At 72.6% G+C, this 18172-nt stretch carries 15 protein-coding genes and 1 tRNA gene; 6 read left to right on the top strand and 10 right to left on the bottom strand.

Going from position 1 to position 18172, the window contains the following annotated elements; translation table 11 throughout:
* Positions 1-723, bottom strand: a complete 723-nt coding sequence (locus O7546_RS00550; protein ID WP_194798926.1) for an SDR family oxidoreductase — start codon at positions 721-723, stop codon at positions 1-3.
* Positions 724-819: 96 nt separating this feature from the next.
* On the opposite strand from O7546_RS00550, the gene O7546_RS00545 reads away from it, so the two are divergent.
* Both O7546_RS00545 and O7546_RS00540 read left to right on the top strand, forming a co-directional pair.
* Positions 820-1680, top strand: a complete 861-nt coding sequence (locus O7546_RS00545; protein WP_194798927.1) for a helix-turn-helix transcriptional regulator — start codon at positions 820-822, stop codon at positions 1678-1680.
* A gap of 82 nt (positions 1681-1762) precedes the next feature.
* Positions 1763-2431, top strand: a complete 669-nt coding sequence (locus tag O7546_RS00540; RefSeq protein ID WP_194798928.1) for a hypothetical protein — start codon at positions 1763-1765, stop codon at positions 2429-2431.
* A gap of 52 nt (positions 2432-2483) precedes the next feature.
* Here the strand turns inward: O7546_RS00540 and O7546_RS00535 are convergent.
* Positions 2484-2557, bottom strand: a tRNA-Thr gene (locus O7546_RS00535).
* A gap of 133 nt (positions 2558-2690) precedes the next feature.
* Here O7546_RS00535 and O7546_RS00530 point away from each other — a divergent pair.
* Positions 2691-4421, top strand: coding sequence for a metallophosphoesterase (locus O7546_RS00530; RefSeq protein ID WP_281600346.1), 1731 nt, complete (start codon positions 2691-2693; stop codon positions 4419-4421).
* A 125-nt stretch (positions 4422-4546) separates the two neighbouring features.
* Here O7546_RS00530 and ricT read toward each other — a convergent pair whose 3' ends face one another.
* From ricT to tmk, 6 genes are all read right to left on the bottom strand, one after another.
* Positions 4547-5389, bottom strand: a complete 843-nt coding sequence (gene ricT, locus O7546_RS00525; protein WP_269695958.1) for a regulatory iron-sulfur-containing complex subunit RicT — start codon at positions 5387-5389, stop codon at positions 4547-4549.
* 260 nt (positions 5390-5649) lie between these two features.
* Positions 5650-6318 carry a hypothetical protein gene (locus O7546_RS00520; protein WP_194798931.1) on the bottom strand — a complete coding sequence of 223 codons (669 nt, stop codon included), beginning with the start codon at positions 6316-6318 and terminating at the stop codon, positions 5650-5652.
* Entirely contained in the window at positions 6318-6623 is a 306-nt protein-coding gene (locus O7546_RS00515) for a hypothetical protein (RefSeq protein ID WP_194798932.1), read from the bottom strand. Before O7546_RS00515 ends, O7546_RS00520 begins: the two co-directional genes overlap by 1 nt.
* Position 6624: 1 nt before the next feature.
* A complete protein-coding gene (locus tag O7546_RS00510; RefSeq protein WP_013473591.1) occupies positions 6625-6954 on the bottom strand; it encodes a YbaB/EbfC family nucleoid-associated protein in 330 nt (109 codons plus the stop codon).
* A 128-nt stretch (positions 6955-7082) separates the two neighbouring features.
* A complete protein-coding gene (locus O7546_RS00505; protein ID WP_281600345.1) occupies positions 7083-8354 on the bottom strand; it encodes a DNA polymerase III subunit delta' in 1272 nt (423 codons plus the stop codon).
* The gene (tmk, locus tag O7546_RS00500) at positions 8351-10417 is read right to left on the bottom strand and encodes a dTMP kinase (RefSeq protein WP_281601131.1); all 2067 of its coding nucleotides are present in this window, start codon (positions 10415-10417) and stop codon (positions 8351-8353) included. Before tmk ends, O7546_RS00505 begins: the two co-directional genes overlap by 4 nt.
* 307 nt (positions 10418-10724) lie before the next feature.
* On the opposite strand from tmk, the gene O7546_RS00495 reads away from it, so the two are divergent.
* Complete coding sequence (locus tag O7546_RS00495) at positions 10725-11933, top strand: amino acid deaminase/aldolase (protein WP_194798934.1); 1209 nt, start codon at positions 10725-10727, stop codon at positions 11931-11933.
* A gap of 78 nt (positions 11934-12011) precedes the next feature.
* On the opposite strand, the gene O7546_RS00490 is transcribed toward O7546_RS00495, so the two are convergent.
* Positions 12012-12587, bottom strand: a complete 576-nt coding sequence (locus O7546_RS00490; protein ID WP_047893935.1) for a TetR family transcriptional regulator — start codon at positions 12585-12587, stop codon at positions 12012-12014.
* 219 nt (positions 12588-12806) lie between these two features.
* Here O7546_RS00490 and O7546_RS00485 point away from each other — a divergent pair, with 219 nt between their 5' ends.
* Positions 12807-14123, top strand: coding sequence for a D-arabinono-1,4-lactone oxidase (locus tag O7546_RS00485; RefSeq protein ID WP_194798935.1), 1317 nt, complete (start codon positions 12807-12809; stop codon positions 14121-14123).
* A gap of 111 nt (positions 14124-14234) precedes the next feature.
* Complete coding sequence (locus O7546_RS00480) at positions 14235-15155, top strand: DUF559 domain-containing protein (protein WP_194798936.1); 921 nt, start codon at positions 14235-14237, stop codon at positions 15153-15155.
* Positions 15156-15201: 46 nt separating this feature from the next.
* On the opposite strand, the gene topA is transcribed toward O7546_RS00480, so the two are convergent.
* On the bottom strand, positions 15202-18015 hold the full coding sequence (gene topA / locus O7546_RS00475; RefSeq protein ID WP_194798937.1) for a type I DNA topoisomerase: 2814 nt from the start codon (positions 18013-18015) through the stop codon (positions 15202-15204).
* Between the last annotated feature and the right edge of the window lie 157 nt (positions 18016-18172).

Raw genomic sequence — 18172 nt, 5'->3', positions numbered from 1 at the left:
TCAGCCTCGCTGCCGGGTCGGACGGATGATGATCTCGTTGACGTCCACGTCCGCCGGCTGGCCGACGGCGTACGAGATGGCTCGCGCGATCGCGTCCGGCGAGATCGCGTTCCGGCGGTACTCCCGCATCGCCTCCCGGGCCACCGGGTCGGTGATCGACTCGGCCAGCTCCGACTCGACGACGCCGGGCGTGATCGTGGTGACCCGCAGGCTCGGGTCGGCCTCCAGGCGCAGACCCTCGGTGATCGCCCACGCGGCGAACTTCGTCGCCGAGTACACCGCGGAGGTCGGCACCACCTCGTGCGCGCCGACGGAGGCGACGGTGATCAGGTGGCCGCTGCCCTGCCGCTGGAAGACCGGTAGGACGGCCGCGATGCCGTGCAGCAGACCCCGGACGTTGACGTCGATCATCCGGTCCCACTCGTCCACCAGCAGGGCGTCGAGCCGGGACAACGGCATCAGACCCGCGTTGTTGACGAGCACGTCGACCCGCCCGAACTCAGCCACTGCGCTGCCGACGAACGCCGCGACGTCCTCACGGTCGGCCACGTCGAGCCGCCGTACCCTGATGTTGTCGTGCCGTTGGGCGAGCGCGGCGAGCCGCTCGCCGCGCCGCGCGCCCGCGACCACGGCGTGCCCCTCGGCGGCCAGACGCAGCGCGGTCGCCTCACCGATCCCGCTGCTCGCGCCCGTGACCAGAACGACCTTCTGTGTGGATTCCATGACTCCACGGTGCGGAGTACGGCCTGCTGCAACCAGGGTGCGTCACACCCCGGCTGAGGCTCCTGGCGGCCGGTCGGCCGCGGTTATGTTGGGGTGGTGGACGGCAGCAATCCGCTCGGCGAGTTCCTGCGTGCCCGGCGTGAGACGACCAGTCCGGCGGAGGCCGGCATCGTCTCCTCGGGCCGGCGCCGCACGCCGGGTCTGCGGCGCGAGGAGGTCGCCCAGCTGTCCGGGGTCAGCACCGACTACTACGCGCGCCTGGAGCAGGGGCGGGAACAGCATCCGTCGGAACAGATGCTGAACGCCCTGGCCCGCACCCTCGGACTCGACGCCGAGGAGACGGCGCATCTGCACCTGCTGGCCAGAATCGGCCGCAAGCCTGTCCGCCGGGGTACGCGGGAGACCGTCCGGCCGAGCCTGCTGCGCCTGATGGACGGCTGGTTGCACACACCCGCGCTGATCATCGACCGCAGGATGGACGTGCTTGCTGCCAACCGGCTCGGACGCGCCCTGTTCGCCAAGCTGTTCGAGGCCGACGAGCCCAACCTCGTCCGGTTCGTCTTCCTCGACCCGGCGGCCCGCTCCTTCTATCCCCACTGGGACCGGGTCGCGCGGTCCAGCCTGGGCGCGCTGCGGGCCGCCGCAGCCGACATGCTCGACGACGCGCGGCTCACCGAACTGGTCGGGGAACTATCGCTGAAGAGTCCGGAGTTCCGCCGGCTGTGGGCCCGCCACGACGTACGGGGAAAGACGCACGAGGCGAAGCTGTTCCACCATCACGACGTCGGCGAGCTGACCCTCACGTACGACTCCCTCACCGTCGCGGGCGCGACCGGCCAGCAGATGGTCGTCTACCAGGCCGAGCCCGGCAGTCGTTCGGCGCAGGCCCTGGCGCTGCTGGGCACGGTCGCCGCCGAACTGCCCGCTCCGGGCAGAAGAGCACGGGCGGCCTCGTAACCGCGTCTACAGCCGAAACGCTACTGGTGATCCCGACTGTTCTCCTGATGGGATTTCCGAGCAGCGCGGGGACGATCATCCGATGCGACAGGAGCATCCGCGGCACGTACCCGATCGCACCGGCACGCCCGGTGTCGAGGCTAAGTGGGCGGTCGCCCGCTGGCGGCGCGCCCTTGCGATTCTCGCGCCGCTGGTCGCCGCGGTGCTCGGCGCCGCGATGGCCACGCAGTGGGAGGTCGGCGGCGGCCGAGCCGTCAGCTCTCTCCCCGCTCCGGCGCGATGGATGGCCGAGAACCTGCCGTTGTTCGACGGTGGGGAGCCCGCGTGGATCTGGCGTGGGCCCTTCTTCGTGTCGGTGCTGCTGGCGCTGCCGCTCGTCTGGACGGTGACCGGCCACGCCACCGCGACGCCCCGGCGCCTCACGCGTTACGGGCTCCTCGCCGCGGCCATCGCGATCGGCCTGGAATACAACAGCCCCGGGTACGGGTGGATTTTCGACCTCCTGGCCCTGCTGACGGCGCTGGTGGGCACCGTCTGGTGTGGCCTGCAAGGGCTGCGTCGCGGTGTGCTGCCACGCCGCGTCGCGTGGGCGCTCGTCGCGGCACTGCCGTTGACGCCACCGGCCGGCTTCCTCACGTTCTGGTACCTGCCGCCCGGCCTGACCATGGGCGTACTGCTGGCCTGGGCGGCTGCCGCCGGCCTGGTCGGCCGGCCGCGTTCGCGGACCGGCACCCCGTCGGCGGAGGGATGATCGGCCCTCGGAAACGGCGAAGCCCAGGCCGATGACCTGGGCTTCTGTACCGAGCCGCCTGACGGAATCGAACCGTCGACCTACGCATTACGAGTGCGTCGCTCTAGCCGACTGAGCTAAGGCGGCAACGATCGTCAAGTGTACGGCACGCCCCGCCGGAAGCCGAACCGGATCCCCCCGTCGCCGAACCCGGACACCGGGCCACATCCGCCCCGCCACGGGAGAGACTTCGCGCCCGGTCCGGACTACCCTGCGGCGGGTGACCGACGAACCGCCGCGACCACCGGCTCCCGAGGCGCATCCCGGCGAGCGGGCCACCCGCCGCCCACGCAGCATCGACCCCCGGGAGCTGGGCTTCACCCCGCGCCGGCCGGTGCCCTGGCTCGCGCCGCTGCTGCTGATCAGCACCGGCCTGCGGACGTTGCTGGCCATGTTGTTCGGGGCGTACCTGGACAAGCGCGAGTTGCAGAACGCGTTCGGCGACGGCACGTTCCGGCAGGTCGGGCCGGACGGCGGGCTCTGGCTCGATTACGTGGCCGACCTGGGTGACGGCTTCGACGCCACGTACTCGGTGGCGTACCTGCTCGCCCAACCCGAGCTGACAGTGGACGGGCATCGCCTTCCCCGCGCGCAGACGCTGGTGATGGGCGGCGACCAGGTCTACCCGGCGGCGGGCTACGAGGCGTACGAGGACCGCTGCAAGGGCCCGTACCAGTCGGCGCTGCCTGTCGCCCCGCCGGAGCAGCCGACGCTGTTCGCGGTGCCGGGTAACCACGACTGGTACGACGGGCTGACCGCGTTCCTGCGCCTGTTCGTACGTACCCGGGACCGGCACTTCGGGGGCTGGGGCACCGGCCAGTCCCGCTCGTACTTCGCTGTCGAGCTGCCGGCCGGCTGGTGGCTGCTCGGCCTCGACGACCAGTCCGGCTCGTACCTGGACGACCCGCAGCTCACCTACTTCGACGAGGTGGCCCGCAAGCTCACCCCGGAGTCCAAGGTGATCCTGGCGGTGCCGGCGCCGACGTGGGTCAAGGCCGTCGACCACCCCAACGCGTACGACTCGATCGACTACTTCATCCGTACCCTCGTCGCACCGACCGGGGCGCAGGTGCGGGTGCTGATCTCCGGCGACCTGCACCACTACGCCCGCTATGCCGGGACGGACCGGCAGCTCATCACGTGCGGCGGTGGCGGCGCCTACCTCTACCCCACGCACCGGCTGCCCGAGAAGCTTGAAGTGCCGCCGCGTGACACGCTGACCCGCCGGGCCAGCAACACCCAGGAGTACGACCTGGCCGCGCGCTACCCGGACAAGGCCCGTTCCCGCCGGTACGGCTGGGGGATCTTCGCCCGGCTGCCGTTCCGCAACCCGGGCTTCACCACGCTGCTCGGCACCCTGCACACGCTGCTGATGCTGGCGATGGCCGGGGTGGCGGTGCAGCGGGTGGGCACCACCGAGCAGCGGCTGTTCAGCGTACCGCTGGCGATCATGCTGGTGGTGGCGATGATGGGTGCGGTGTTCTTCGCCAAGCCACCGACGGCGGGCGGGAAACGGCACGCCCGGCACTGGATCCTCGGGGTGACGCACGGGCTGGCCCAGATCGCCCTCGCCGCCGGGGGCACGTGGGTCTGGTTGCAGCTGCCGTTCTACGACTGGCCGTGGCCGATGCCGGCGGTCGCCGCGGTGGTGCTCTACGGGCCGGTGAGCGGGTTGGTGGCCAGCCAGCTCGTCGCGCTCTACCTGCTGGTGGCGGGCGCGTTCGGGGTGAACCTGAACGAGTTGTTCGCGGCGCAGGGCATCGAGGACTCGAAGGCGTTCCTGCGGTTCCGGATCGACAGGGACGGCACGCTGACGATCTATCCGATCGCCGTCGACAAGGTGTCCCACGACTGGCAGCTGAACCCCGACCAGTCCCCCACCGCCTCCTGGCTGACCCCGAAGACCCCGCTGACCCCCCGCCTCGCCGAACCCCCCATCGTCATCCGCTGACCCCACCCGGCACACACCGGACCTCACTCCGTCGATCATGAAGTTGGCGGCGAAGTCGATCACCATTTCGACCGCTAACTTCATGATCGACGGAGAAAGACCGGGGCGGGAGGAGAGGCAGCGGGTCAGGGCTGGGGGTAGTGCTGGTCGTGGGCCTGCCTGGGGCCGCAGACCGACGCGCGGGAGCACATCGAGCGGGAGCCGTCCGCGTCCAGCCGGACCGTCACCGCGTCGCGCGGGACACTGTGGCCGACCACCTTGCCCTCGCCCTGCGGTGTGGACACCCGGTTGCCGACCGCCGGGGCCGACTCCTGGAATTTCTGATACAGCGGGTGTTCGTACTTGAGGCAGCACATCAGCCGCCCGCACGCCCCCGAGATGCGCAGCGGGTTGAGCGGCAGGTCCTGGTCCTTCGCCATCCGGATGGTCACCGGCTCGAAGTCGGTCAGGAACGTGGCGCAGCACAGGTCGCGCCCGCAGGAGCCGATGCCGCCCTGCACCCGGGCGGAGTCGCGGGCGGAGAGCTGCCGCAGCTCGACCCGGCAGTGCAGCGTGGCGCCCAGGTCGCGGACCAGCGAGCGGAAGTCGACGCGGTGCGGCGCGGTGAAGTAGATGGTGGTGCGGTCACTGCCGTTCTCCGGCGTGGCCAGGACGTGGTCGACGGCAACCACCTTCATCGGCAGGCCGTGTTCGCGGATCAGCCGCTTGGCGGCGACCTTCGCCTCGGCCTTGCGTCGGCGCAGCGTCTCGTCGCGGCGCAGGTCGTCGTCGCCGGCGATCCCGACCAGTTTCGGGAAGCTGTCGGTGTCCTCGCTGACCCACTGCGCGGCCCACACGCACTCGGCCACCTCGGGCCCCTCGTCGGTGGGCACCAGCACCCGGTCGCCCACCTGCGGGCGCAGCTCGCCCGGGTCGAGGTAGTAGAGGCGCCCGTACCGGTTGAAGCTGACCGCGCAGAGCATGCCCATACGCCACACCCTACGCGGATCGACGACCGCCGCACGGCGCACCTGTCGCCGCCCGGTCACCCACCGCAGCGATCATTGTCGTCGACCCGGCCGAACCGGCCCCATCGCCTCGCCCGGACGGCTGAATCTGCGTGGGGCTCCTGACAAACACCGCCCGGGCGCGTTGAGTGAAGGCATACCTGCGGGGGGTGCAGGGGAAGGCCACGGCGTCGCCGCCGTCACCCGGCCACGGCCGGATCGGCGCGCGGCGCCGTGGACCGTCAGTAGCCGATCCGGGTGGTGCCGCCGTAGCGCGGGCCGGTAATGGCGCGGTCCCGCCACTGTGTCTCGGCCAGGCTCGGCCCCCACTGGCGTAGCAGCGTCTCGGCACCGTCATAGGCCACCCCGAGCACACCCAGGATCCTCGTCGCGATCTCGGCCGCGGCGGACGCCCCGGCCCGTCCGGCCTCGGCGCCGGGCCTCGTCGCCGCGTGCACCGCGACCGCCTCGGCCGAGCCGAGCACCTCGGCCAGCGCCCGGGCCAGCGCGGCCCGGCTGCCCTCCACCCAGCCGGCCAGCGCGTCGGCGTAGCCCGCCGTCGACTCCAGCCGCCCGACCAGGCTGTCCGGGCCTTCGTCCAGGTGCCGCAGCAGGGCGGCACGTGCCTCGTCGTACGCCGACGCGGCGGCACCGGACCAGGCGACCTGGTCGGCCAGCAGGGCGCAGGTGTCGTCGTACCCCCGGACGAGCCGGCGCACGGCGTGGCCGGCGCCGGTCAGCGGCGCGGGATGCAGGTCGAGGAACTCGCGCACGGCCGCGCCGGGGAGCACCTGCATGCGGCGCAGCAGCGGCCAGAGCCGGTGCCCCTCGGGCGCGCCGGCGGCCAGCAGCGTGTCGACGCGGGCGAGCAGGTCGAGCCCCGGCTCGGCGAGGCGGTCGAGCGCGTCCATCAGGCCTCCCGGGCCAGCCGCCGGGCGACCGCGTCGTCGGCGGCGGCGTAGCGGTCGGCGGCGCTGCGCAGCGCCGCCGCGGCGGCGGCGAGCCGGACGGCGGCGGCCTGCGCCTCGCGCGCCCGGTCGGCTGTGGCAAGCGTCCACTGGCGGTGCAGTGCGCGGCCCACCTCGCCGGGGCGGCCGGTGGCGTGCGCGCCGAATGCGGGATGCGGCGGGTCGGTGGCGGGCACCGTGCGGGCGAGGGTGGCGAGGGTAGCGCCGGCCTCGTCGAGACGGGCGGCCAGGGCACGCAGCGTCTCCATGTCAGGCCCCCGCCAGCGGCCGGTAGGCCGCGAACGTCTCGTTGTGCAGCTTCTCCCGCGCCCACTGCGCCGCGTCGGCGGCGGCGGTCACCGCGGCCTGCACCGAACCGGCGACGTCGCGCGGGCTGCGGTGGTGCAGCGGGCCGAGGAAGCGCACGTCGGTGATGCGCCCGCCGGCGGTCACCACCACCTCGACGAGCCCGTCGGGTGAGCGGACGGTGACCTCGACCGTCGCGACCGCCTGGTCGAACTCGGCCTGCAGGTTCTCGATCCGGCGGTAGCGCCGCACCGCCTCCTCGATCCAGGCCTCGTCGATCTCGCCCCGCGGCATCGGCGGACTCCTCCCGGCCGGTCCGGCCTTCACTGAGCGTGCCGCCTCGGTCACCGCGGCATCACCGGACCGTACCGCACGCCAATCGCGCGTGTCGATGCCCTGTGGACAGTGCGGAAGGGGCCGGCTCAGCCGCGCCAGAGGGCCAGCATCATCGCCTCCACCGCGATCCGCGGCTTGACGTTGGCCTCGATCGCCGCGCGGCACTCCAGCACCGCCTCCAGGCGGCGCAGCGAGCCCTCGGCGTCCCACTTCTGCGCGCCCGCACCGGCGAGCGACGCGGTGTCGGTGTGCACCGGGGCGACCGGCGCCCGCAGCGCCATGACGAGCGCGTCCCGGTAGAACCCGGCCAGGTCGACAAGGGCCCGGTCGAGCGCGTCCCGCTGGGCGCGGGTGGCCCGCGACTTCTGCCGCTTCTCCAGGTCCTTGAGCTGACCGGCCGCGCCGCGCATCGCGCCGGCCGCGCCCCGGCCGGTGCCGCCCGCGCCGAGCGCGGTCTGCAACGCCGTACGCTCCGCCTCGTCGATCTCCGCGACCGAGGCGGCGGCCTCCGCCTCGGCGGCCTCGATCAGCGCCGAGGCCGCGTCGAACGCCGCGCCCACGCCGGTCAGCCGACGCGGTACGGCCAGCACCGCGTCGCGCCGCTGCCGGGCCTCCGGGTCGCGGGCCAGCCGCCGGGCCCGGCCCACGTGCCCCTGCGCCGCCGCGGCGGCCCACTCGGCCACGTCGGGCGCGATGCCGTCGCGGCGGACCAGCACCTCGGCCACCGCTGCGGGCGGCGGCTGCCGCAGCGGTACGACCCGGCAGCGCGACCGGATGGTCACGGAGATGTCGTCCGGATGGGTGGACGGGGCGCAGAGCAGGAAGACGGTACGCGGCGGCGGCTCCTCGATCGCCTTGAGCAGCGCGTTGCCGGCGGCCTCGGTGAGCCGGTCGGCGTCCTCGATGATCACGATCTGCCACCGGCCGCCGGACGGCGCGCTGGCCGCCCGCAGCACCAGCGCGCGCATCTCGTTGACGCCGATGGACAGGCCCTCGGGCACCACGAGACGGACGTCCGCGTGGGTGCCGGCGAGCGTGGTGTGGCAGCCGGGGCAGGTGCCGCAGCCGGTGCCGTGCACGCACTCCAGCGCGGCGGCGAAGGCGCGGGCGGCCACCGAGCGGCCCGATCCGGGCGGCCCGGTGAAGATCCAGGCGTGGGTCATGCCGCCGCCCGGGTCGGCCGGCGCAGCCGGGCCCGGGTCACCGTCGTGCTCCTCGGCGAGCGCGTCGAGGTCGTCGTATCCGCCCGCGGGGGACGTCACCGGCGCGCGCAGCAGGGCGGCGGCCGAGGCAGCGGCCCGCCGCAGCATGGCCACCGCCTCGTCCTGCCCGACCAGATCGCCGAAGACGTCGGTCATCGTCGGGGTTGCTCCATCGTCACCAGCTCCGCGTCGGATAACTCGGGCTGGACCGAGGTGTCCGGGCCCTGCGCCGGACGGGGGTGCACGATGCCGGCCGGATCGGCGAGCAGCTCGCCCACCCGGCGGGCGACCAGGTCGGCGGTCTCGTCGATCGGGCGGGACGCGTCGAGCACCAGGTAGCGCTTCGGGTCGCCGGCGGCGAGGTCGAGGAAGGCGTACCGGACCCGCTCGTGGAACGTCAGCGACTCGGCCTCCAGCCGGTCGGTGCCCTCGGCGCGGTCCTCGACCCGGCTCAGGCCGGTACGCGGCTCGACGTCGAGCAGCACCACCAGGTCGGGCTTGAGGCCGCCGGTGGCCCAGGACGAGAGCCAGGAGACCTCGTCCACCGGAAGCGTCCGGCCGGCGCCCTGGTAGGCGAGCGACGAGTCGACGTACCGGTCGCTGATCACCACAGCGCCACGTACGAGCGCCGGGCGGACGACGGTGGCCACGTGGTGCGCCCGGTCGGCGGCGTAGAGCAGCGCCTCGGCGCGTGGCGACGGCGCCTCGCCGGGGGCGGTGCCGAGCACCAGGGAGCGGATCCGCTCGCCGACCGGCGTGGCCCCCGGCTCCCGGGTGACCACCACGTCGCGGCCCTGCGCGCGCAGCCGGTCGGCGAGCTGAGCGAGCTGGGTGGACTTGCCGGCGCCCTCGCCGCCCTCGAAGACCACGAACAGGCCGCTGGAGACGAACGGCTCGGCCGGCATCAGCGGGCGGCCCCGGATCGAGCCCCAGAGGTCGGCGAGGACCGGTACGCCCTTCTTGTCGTCCATCTGGCCGAACGCGCTGATTCCGGCGATGATGCCGGCCGCGCCGGCGGCGAGCAGCAGCAGGCGGGTGGAGGAGATGGAGATGCCCAGGTCGGCGATGGTGAGCTGGCGGGAGCCACCGACGCCGACCAGGAGGCTGCTCAGCGCGATGGCCAGGATCAGCACCAGCCGGGTGCCGATCTGCACCACCGCGAAGACCCGGCCGCGCACCTCGTCGGCCACCTCGCCGCCGAGCAGCGTGGTGCCGGCCAGGAACGCCATGCCGGCGCCCGCACCGACCAGGATCGCGCCGAGGATGGCCATCGACAGGTGGATGGCGAACGCGAGCACCAGCACCGAGGCGCTGGCGAGCACGATGCTCATGCCGAACCAGCGGCGGCGGGACATGTCCCGCACGATCATCGGCCCGAGGCCGATGCCGAGCGCCAGGCCGACGAAGATCGCGCCGAAGAGCAGCGAGAACGCGGCGTCACCGGCGCCGAGCGAGTTGGCGAAGAACTTGGCGGTGCCGACCACGATGCCGCCGCCGGCGAACGCACCGAAGATGCCCAGCACCAGGCCGCGGACGAGCGGGGTCTTGCCGATGTACTTCCAGCCCTCGGAGAACTGCCGGAACATGCTCTGCTCGGAGCGCTCGGCCTCGCCGCGCTGGGCGTGGCTGATCTCCTTGATCCCGAACGCCACCACGAGCGCGGTGGCCAGCCGGGAGAAGGCGTTGAACCAGAGCGCGAGCTGTGCGGGTTCGGCCCAGTCGGGCAGGTCGCCGCCGACCGCGCCGCGGACGCCGCGGTCCAGCACGGCAAGGGCGATGGCCGCCGCGACCGGCGTGAGGCCGTACGTGGTGATCAGCGTGAGCTGGTTCGCCGCCTCCAGCCGGGTACGCGGGATGAGGTTGGGGACCGCCGCCTCCTTGGCCGGGATCCACATCAACGTGATCGACTCGATCAGGAAGGTGGCGATCAGCGCCCAGCCGACCACCAGCCCGCCCGCGGCGCCGGTGAGCGCGTACAGCGGGATCGAGGCGAACAGCACGAAGCGCAGCAGGTCGCAGATGACCATCGTCCACCGGCGGTCGAACCGGTCGGCGAACACACCGGCCACCGGGCCGAGCACCAGCGCCGGGAGCAGCCGGATCGCGGTCACGCCACCGAACGCGGCGCCCTGGGCGGTGCTGCCGGAGACCTGGGAGGCGGCGAACAGCGCGGTGGCGAGCAGGCCGAGCCAGTCGCCGAAGGAGGCCGCGCTGAGCACGATCCACAGCCTGCGGAACGGCCGGATGCGCAGCACCGAGCGGATCGCGGCGACGCCGGAGTGGTCGGCGGCTGTCCCGGGCGACGACACGCCGGGCGACTCGCCGTTGTTCTGGCTTTCGATGGCCGTACCTCCACGTGCCGGCCCAGGTCTGGGCATCCCCGGTGGAACACTCTAGTCGCGCAGGAAGGGTCGTCCCCCGCGACATTCACCTGCTCGCCGAGCCTAGGCCGCCGGGACCACCGCCCGCAGCCCGGACAGACGCGAGGGTATTTCGCATTGCCGTCCAGACAGTTAGCGTGCAGACGTGGCCATCGACCGTGACAAAACTCGCGATCGTCTCGACCGGGCGACCGCTCACCTCGACCCGCCGTACGCGGTGGTCGACCTCACCGCGTTCGACGCCAACGCCGAGGCGCTCGCCGGCCGGTCCGGCGGCAAGCCGCTGCGCGTGGCGAGCAAGTCGGTACGCGTCCGCGAGCTGCTGACCCGGGCGCTCAAGCGGCCCGGGTGGCACGGCGTGATGGCCTTCACGCTGCCCGAGGCGCTGTGGCTGGTCCGCTCCGGGGTCAGCGACGACGTGCTCGTGGCGTACCCGACGGCCCACCGGGGCGGCCTCACCGACCTGGCCGCCGACCCCGCGCTCGCCGACGCGGTGACGCTGATGATCGACGACACCGCACAGCTCGACCTGATCGACGCGGTGTGCCCGCCCGCGCGCCGCCCCGCGCTGCGGATCTGCCTCGACCTGGACGCCTCCTGGCGCCCACTCGGCGGCCGGGTGCACGTCGGCGTGCGCCGCTCCCCGGTGCACAGCGCCACGGCGGCCGGCGCGCTCGCCGCCGCCGTCGCCGGCCGGCCGGGCTTCCGGCTGGTCGGCCTGATGTCGTACGAGGCACAGATCGCCGGCCTCGGCGACGCACCACCCGGACAGGCGATGCTCGGCTCGGCGATCCGGGTCGCGCAGCGCGGGTCGTACCGGGAACTGCTCGCGCGCCGCTCGGCCGCGGTCGGTGCGGTACGCGAGCACGCCGACCTGGAGTTCGTCAACGGCGGCGGCACCGGCAGCGTGGCCGCCACCAGCGCGGACCCCGCGGTCACCGAGGTCACCGCGGGCTCCGGCCTGTACGGGCCGACGCTGTTCGACGCGTACCGTGCCTGGCAGCCGACCCCGGCGGCGTTCTTCGCCTGCGCGGTGGTCCGCCGCCCGGCGCCCGGGCTGGCCACGGTGCTCGGCGGCGGCTGGATCGCCTCCGGCCCGGCGGCGGACAGCCGGCTGCCGCGGCCCTGGCTGCCGGACGGGTTGAAGCTGCTCGGCGCGGAGGGCGCCGGCGAGGTGCAGACCCCGCTGGCCGGGAAGGCCGCCGACAACCTGCGCGTCGGCGACCGGGTGTGGTTCCGCCACGCCAAGGCGGGCGAGCTGTGCGAGCACGTCAACGAGGTGCACCTGATCGAGGGGGACGCGGTGGTCGCCACCGTGCCGACCTACCGGGGCGAGGGGCACGCCTTCCTCTGAGCCGCCCCGCGGCTCTGCCCCACCACGTGACGACGGCGGGCCCCGGCGCACCCGGGAACCCGCCGCTCGGCGTGCCGCTCAGCCCTGGTGGGCGGCCTCCGTGGGGGCGTTCACCTGCCGATGCAGGTACTCCCGGATGAGCGCCTTCGCCTCGACCAGCACCCGCTCGTCGCCGTCGGTGCGGCGGCGGAAGGCCAGCTTGATCAGGGCATCAGCGGCCTCCACCGCGACCTCCAGGTGGAACCGCAGGTCGGGCACCCCGGCCAGGCCGAAACGCTCGGTGAGGACGCGGGCGAGCTGCTCCGCGATGACCCCGTTGTTGTCCCGCTGGTCGTCCAGCAGGTGCAGGTCGACCACGTCGCCGAAGTGCAGGGTACGGAAGCCGGGGACGGTGCGGTGCATCGAGATGTACTCGTCGATCGCCGCGTCGACGCCGTCCCACCAGTGGGTCAGGTCGTCCGAGGAGAACCGCTCGTCGAGCCGCTGGAGGTAGGACTCCATGGTGCGCAGCGTCAGCGCCTGCACGATCGCCCGTTTGTCCGGGAAGAACTGGTAGACCGACCCGATCGCCACCTCGGCACGCTCGGCGAGCAGGGTCGTGGTCAGCCCTTCGTACCCCACCTCGTCGACGAGCTCGGCGCAGGCGTCCAGCATCCGCTGGACCCGCGCGACACTTCGACCCTGCACCGGTACCCGACGCAGCGGCCCGGTCGTGGCGGCTGGTGTGGACACTCGGCGCCACCCCCCTTCGACGGATGAACATATCTGCACGTCACGAGTCTGTGACTACCGGTACAACGAGCCGGGCTCGATTGCGGTATTTACCAGGCACAACGTTCCTGATATGAATTCAGTTCATATTCATGTCGAGGAGTGGCCGCGATGACCGGTACCACCGCCACCTGGTCCAACTGGGCCGGCAACCAGCACAGCACCGCGCTCCTCACCGTGCGCCCGCACAGCGTCTCCGACGTAGCCGAGGCGGTGCGCCAGGCCGCGGCGGCGGGCCGGACCATCCGGGCCACCGGCAGCGGCCACTCCTTCACCGCCACCGCCGTCGCCGACGGGCACCGGATCGACCTCGCCGCGCTGGAGACGGACGTCGAAGTCGATGTGGCGCGCCGCCTGGTCACCGTACCGGCCGGGATGACGTTGCACACGCTCAACGAACTGCTCGCCGGGCACGGCCTCGCCATGCCGAACCTGGGCGACATCGACGCCCAGACCATTGCCGGTGCGCTCTCCACCGGCACCCACGGCACCGGGGCGAAACTGGGCTGCCTGTCCACCTTCGTGGTCGGGCTGACGCTCGTCACCGGCACCGGCGAGGTGCTGCGCTGCTCGGCCGAGGAGAACCGTGACGTGTTCGACGCCGCCCGGGTCGGGCTCGGCGCGGTCGGCGTGCTGGTCGAGGTCACGCTGCGCTGCGTGGACGCCTTCGTGCTGCGCGCACACGAACGCCCGGCCCCGCTCGCCGAGGTGCTCGACGACCTGCCCGGCCTCTACGACGCGCACGACCACGCCGAGTTCTACTGGTTCCCGTACACCGACCGGGTGCAGGTCAAGACCAACGACCGGGTACCCGCCGACGACCAGCCACTGCCCGGCTGGCGCGGCTGGCTGGACGACGAGTTCCTCTCCAACACCGTCTTCGCCGGGGCCTGCCGCCTCGGCCGCGCCGTGCCCGCCCTCGCACCCACGATCAGCGCCGTCTCCGCACGCGCGCTCACCGAACGCACCTACACCGGCCGCTCCGACCGGGTGTTCTGCACGCCGCGCCGGGTCCGCTTCGTGGAGATGGAGTACGGCCTGCCACGCGAGGCGCTGCCCACCGCGCTGGCGGAGTTGCGCCGGATCGTGGACCGGTTGCCGTTCAAGGTGCTGTTCCCGGTCGAGGTCCGGTTCACCGCCGCCGACGACATCTGGCTGTCCCACTCGTACGGGCGGGACTCGGCGTACATCGCCGTGCACCAGTACGTGGGCATGCCGTACGAGCCGTACTTCCGCGCGTTCGAGGAGGTGGCGGCGGAGTTGGGCGGCCGGCCGCACTGGGGCAAGCTGCACTGGCGAGACGCGGAGTCGCTGGCCACCGCCTACCCGAGGTTCGCGGACTTCCAGTCCGTCCGCACCCGCCTGGACCCGTCCCGCATCTTCCAGAACCCGTACTTGTCCCAGGTCCTGGGCAGCTGAAGATCTTGGTACGAGGGCGCCCCTGGAGGGGCGTTCCCGTACCAAGATCTCGGCGGCTGTCCACAGGGGCAGCAGGGACGACGGGACAGCGGGTGAGATTCATGTGTGGAGATGCCGGGGGATGACGCGGACGAGTTGAGCTGGTTGCTGTTCCATCAGGAACGGGTGCTCGAAGCGACGCAGGCTCGACGGTTCCTGTCCGAGAAGGCGATCCGGCACCGGCTGGGCAGCGGGCGCTGGCGGCAGGCGCACCGGCGCGTCTACGTCACCCACAACGGGCCGGTGGGTCCGAAAGAGTGGCGTTGGGTGGCGGTGCTCGCGGCGGGACCGGCAGCGACGCTGGGTGGACTCACCGCGGCCCAGGCATGGGGCCTGCGGCGCTACGAGAGCCGGCTGGTGCATCTGCTGCTGCCGGCCCGGCATCAGACGCGAACCCTGCCACCGGGTGTGCGGATCCATCGCACCACCGCACTGCCGCCGGAGGACGTGCTGGACGTCGGCAAGCCCCGCCGGACCATGCCGGCCCGCTCGCTCGTCGACGCGGCACAGTGGGCGGCGACCGACGAGGAGGCACGGGCTGTCATCGCGGCAGGCTTCCAGCAACGCCTGGTCTGGGGCGACGACCTGCATCGGGTGCTGGAGCGGCTCCCTCGCGCACGTCGGCGCCGGCTGATCCTGGCGACCGCCACGGACGCGGCCGGCGGCGCTCACTCCCTCGCCGAAATCGACTTCCTCGATCTCGTCCGGCGGGCCGGGTTACCCGAACCGTCCCTCCAGGTCGTCCGGCGTGACGCCACCGGGCGGCGGCGCTACCTGGACGTCTGGTTCGAGCGGTGGCGGGTGCACGTCGAGATCGACGGTGGGCAGCACCTCGACCCGAAGACCGCCTGGGCGGACATGCAGCGGCAGAACGACGTCTGGGCCACCGGTGACCGGGTCCTGCGCTTCCCCGCGTGGGCCGTCCGCAACGACCCGACCCGCGTCGTGACCCAGTTGCGCGCCGCCCTGCGATCCTCAGGCTGGCCCGGCTGAGATCTTGGTACGGACCCGCCCTTCCAGGGGCGCCTCCGTACCAAGATCACTCGTTCGGGGTTGAGGTCGCCTTCTTGGGGGCGGCCTTCTTGGCCGTCGTCTTCTTCGCGGCCGTCGTCTTCTTGGCCGCCGTGGTCTTCTTCGCAGCCGCCGCCTTCTTCGCCGGGGCGGCCTTCTTCGCGGCCTTCTTCTTCGGCGCCGGGCCCTTCGCGCGCTTCTCGGCCAGCATCTCCGACGCCTGCTCCAGCGTCAGCTCCTCCGGCGTCTGCCCGCGCCGCAGCGACGCGTTGAACTCGCCGTCCGTGACGTACGGCCCGAAGCGCCCGTCCTTGATCACCAGCGGCTTCTCGGTGAGCGGGTCGTTGCCCATCTCCCGCAGCGGCGGCGCGGCGGCCCGGCGCTGACGCGTCTTCGGGGCGGCCAGCAACGCCAGCGCCTCGTCCAGCGTGACGGTGAACATCTTGTCTTCCGAGTCCAGCGACCGGAACTCGTCACCGCGCTTGACGTACGGGCCGTAGCGGCCGTTGTTGGCGACGACCTCGGCACCGTCCGGGGCCACGCCGATCAGCCGGGGCAGGCGCAGCAGCTGCAACGCCTGCTCCAGGGTGAGGCTGTCCGGCGTCTGCGAGCGCAGCAGCGACGACTTGCGCTCGCCGCTGGCCACGTACGGGCCGAACCGGCCGGACTTGAGCAGGATCGGCTCGCCGGTTGACGGGTCGTCGCCGAGCTTGCGCTCACCGCCGCCGCCCAGGAACAGCTCGTGCACCTTCTCCGGGGTCAGTTCGTCCGGCGCCAGGCCCTCCGGGATCGGCGCCCGGTCGCCCTGCGAGCCGCTCTCCTCGCCCTCACCCTCACCCGCGGCCGAGGCCGGGCCCGAGGCCGAGCCGGGCAGCGCCCGCTGCAGGTACGGCCCGTACCGGCCGACCCGGACGACGACCTCGCGGCCCTCGTCGTCGGTGAACAGCGGGATGGAGTTGACGCTGCGCGCGTCGATCTCGCTGAGGTTCTCGGTGACCAGCTTCTTCAGGCCACCGGCGTGCGCGATGGCCTGGTCGCCGGTGCCGTTTGTGCTGCCGAAGTAGAAGGAGGTGAGGAAGTCGACGGCGGCATGGTCACCACCGGCGATCTCGTCCAGCTCGTTCTCCATGCTGGCGGTGAAGTCGTAGTCGATCAGGCGCGGGTAGTGCCGCTCCATCAACCCGATCACCGCGAACGCCAGGAACGACGGGATCATGGCCTGACCGCGCTTCACCACGTACCCGCGGTCCTGGATCGTCTGCATGATCGACGCGTACGTGGAGGGCCGGCCGATGCCCAGCTCTTCGAGGGCCTTGACCAGCGACGCCTCGGTGTAGCGGGCGGGCGGCTGGGTGTGGTGGCCCTGCGCAGCCAGCTCGTCGGCGGTCAGCGGCTGGTCCTTGACCAGCGTGGGCAGCCGCCGCTCGGCGTCCTCGGCCTCGGCGTTCTCGTCGTCGCTGGACTCGACGTACGCACGCAGGAAGCCCGGGTCGGTGATGGTCTTGCCGGTCGCGCCGAAGTCGGCCTCCTCCTGGGCGGAGGAGACGGCGCGGATGCGCACCGACACGCTGGAGCCGACCGCGTCGGTCATCTGCGAGGCGATGGTGCGCCGCCAGATCAGCTCGTAGAGCTTGAACTCCTCGGCGGACAGCTCCTTGGCCACCTCGCCGGGGGTGCGGAAGTTGTCTCCGGCCGGGCGGATCGCCTCGTGCGCCTCCTGCGCGTTCTTCACCTTGCCGGTATAGCGGCGCGGCTCCGGCGGCACGCTGCGCTCGCCGTACAGCTCGACGATCTGCCGACGGGCGGCCGCGATGGCCGTCTCGGACAGGTTCACCGAGTCGGTACGCATGTAGGTGATGTAGCCGTTCTCGTACAGGCGCTGCGCGGTGCGCATCGTCTGCTGCGACGAGAACCGCAGCTTGCGGGCCGCCTCCTGCTGGAGCGTGGAGGTGATGAACGGCGCGTACGGGCGGCGGCGGTAGGGCTTCTCCTCGACCCGGGTGACGGTGAACGGCCGGTCGGCCAGGCGCGCGGCCAGCCCCCGGGCCCCGCCCTCGTCGAGGTGGACGACACCCGCACCGGCCCGGACACGACCCGTGGTCGGCTCGAAGTCCTTGCCGGTGGCGATCCGGTCACCGTTCAGCGCGACCAGCGTGGCGTTGAACGTGCGCGGGCCCTCGCCCGGCTTCGCCACCGCGAGCGTGGCCAGGATGTCCCAGTATTCAGCGGTGCGGAACGCCATCCGCTGGCGCTCCCGCTCGACCACGATCCGCGTCGCCACGGACTGCACCCGGCCCGCCGACAGCTTCGGCATGACCTTCTTCCACAGCACCGGCGAGACCTCGTAGCCGTAGAGGCGGTCGAGGATGCGCCGCGCCTCCTGGGCGTCGACCAGGTCGCGGTCGATCTCCCGGGGGTTCGCCACGGCGGCCTGGATGGCCGGCTTGGTGATCTCGTGGAAGACCATCCGCTTGACCGGCACCTTGGGCTTGAGCGTCTCCACCAGGTGCCAGGCGATGGCCTCGCCCTCGCGGTCCTCATCCGTCGCCAGGAAGATCTCGTCGACCTCCTTGGCCAGCTTCACCAGCTTGCTGATCTGCTGCTTACGGTCGGGCGACACCACGTAGAGGGCGTGGAAGCCGTTGTCGACGTCGACGCCGAGGCGCGCCCACGGCTCGCCCTTGTACTTCGCCGGGACGTCGGCGGCGTTGCGGGGCAGGTCCCGGACGTGGCCGAAGCTGGCCTCCACGACGTACCCCGGGCCGAGGTAGCCCGAGATCGTCTTGGCCTTCGCCGGTGACTCGACGATGACCAGACGGGTGGTTCCAGCGTTGCTCGGCACGTCTCTCCCCGACCTCACTCCTACGCCATGCCCGCTTCGGGCCGTGTTGCGCCACCCGGACCAGAGGCGGTCCGGATGTCCAACGTAACGCGCCGTCCGCGTTCCGGGTTTCGTGGGCGGCAAACGGGCCGCCCTCCCGGCGACCGCCGGCCGCACC

It is taken from the genome of Micromonospora sp. WMMA1976, assembly GCF_027497335.1.
GTDB classification, from domain to species: domain Bacteria; phylum Actinomycetota; class Actinomycetes; order Mycobacteriales; family Micromonosporaceae; genus Micromonospora; species Micromonospora aurantiaca.
This window is presented reverse-complemented; position numbering and strand designations above follow the sequence as displayed.

What these genes read in the sequence shown, in the direction of transcription:
- O7546_RS00550 (WP_194798926.1), bottom strand. Translation starts at nt 723, where the DNA reads ATGGAATCCACACAGAAGGTCGTTCTGGTCACGGGCGCGAGCAGCGGG.
- O7546_RS00540 (WP_194798928.1), top strand. Translation starts at nt 1,763, where the DNA reads ATGCGACAGGAGCATCCGCGGCACGTACCCGATCGCACCGGCACGCCC.
- ricT (WP_269695958.1), bottom strand. Translation starts at nt 5,389, where the DNA reads ATGGGCATGCTCTGCGCGGTCAGCTTCAACCGGTACGGGCGCCTCTAC.
- O7546_RS00520 (WP_194798931.1), bottom strand. Translation starts at nt 6,318, where the DNA reads ATGGACGCGCTCGACCGCCTCGCCGAGCCGGGGCTCGACCTGCTCGCC.
- O7546_RS00515 (WP_194798932.1), bottom strand. Translation starts at nt 6,623, where the DNA reads ATGGAGACGCTGCGTGCCCTGGCCGCCCGTCTCGACGAGGCCGGCGCT.
- O7546_RS00510 (WP_013473591.1), bottom strand. Translation starts at nt 6,954, where the DNA reads ATGCCGCGGGGCGAGATCGACGAGGCCTGGATCGAGGAGGCGGTGCGG.
- O7546_RS00505 (WP_281600345.1), bottom strand. Translation starts at nt 8,354, where the DNA reads ATGACCGACGTCTTCGGCGATCTGGTCGGGCAGGACGAGGCGGTGGCC.
- O7546_RS00490 (WP_047893935.1), bottom strand. Translation starts at nt 12,587, where the DNA reads ATGCTGGACGCCTGCGCCGAGCTCGTCGACGAGGTGGGGTACGAAGGG.
- O7546_RS00480 (WP_194798936.1), top strand. Translation starts at nt 14,235, where the DNA reads ATGCCGGGGGATGACGCGGACGAGTTGAGCTGGTTGCTGTTCCATCAG.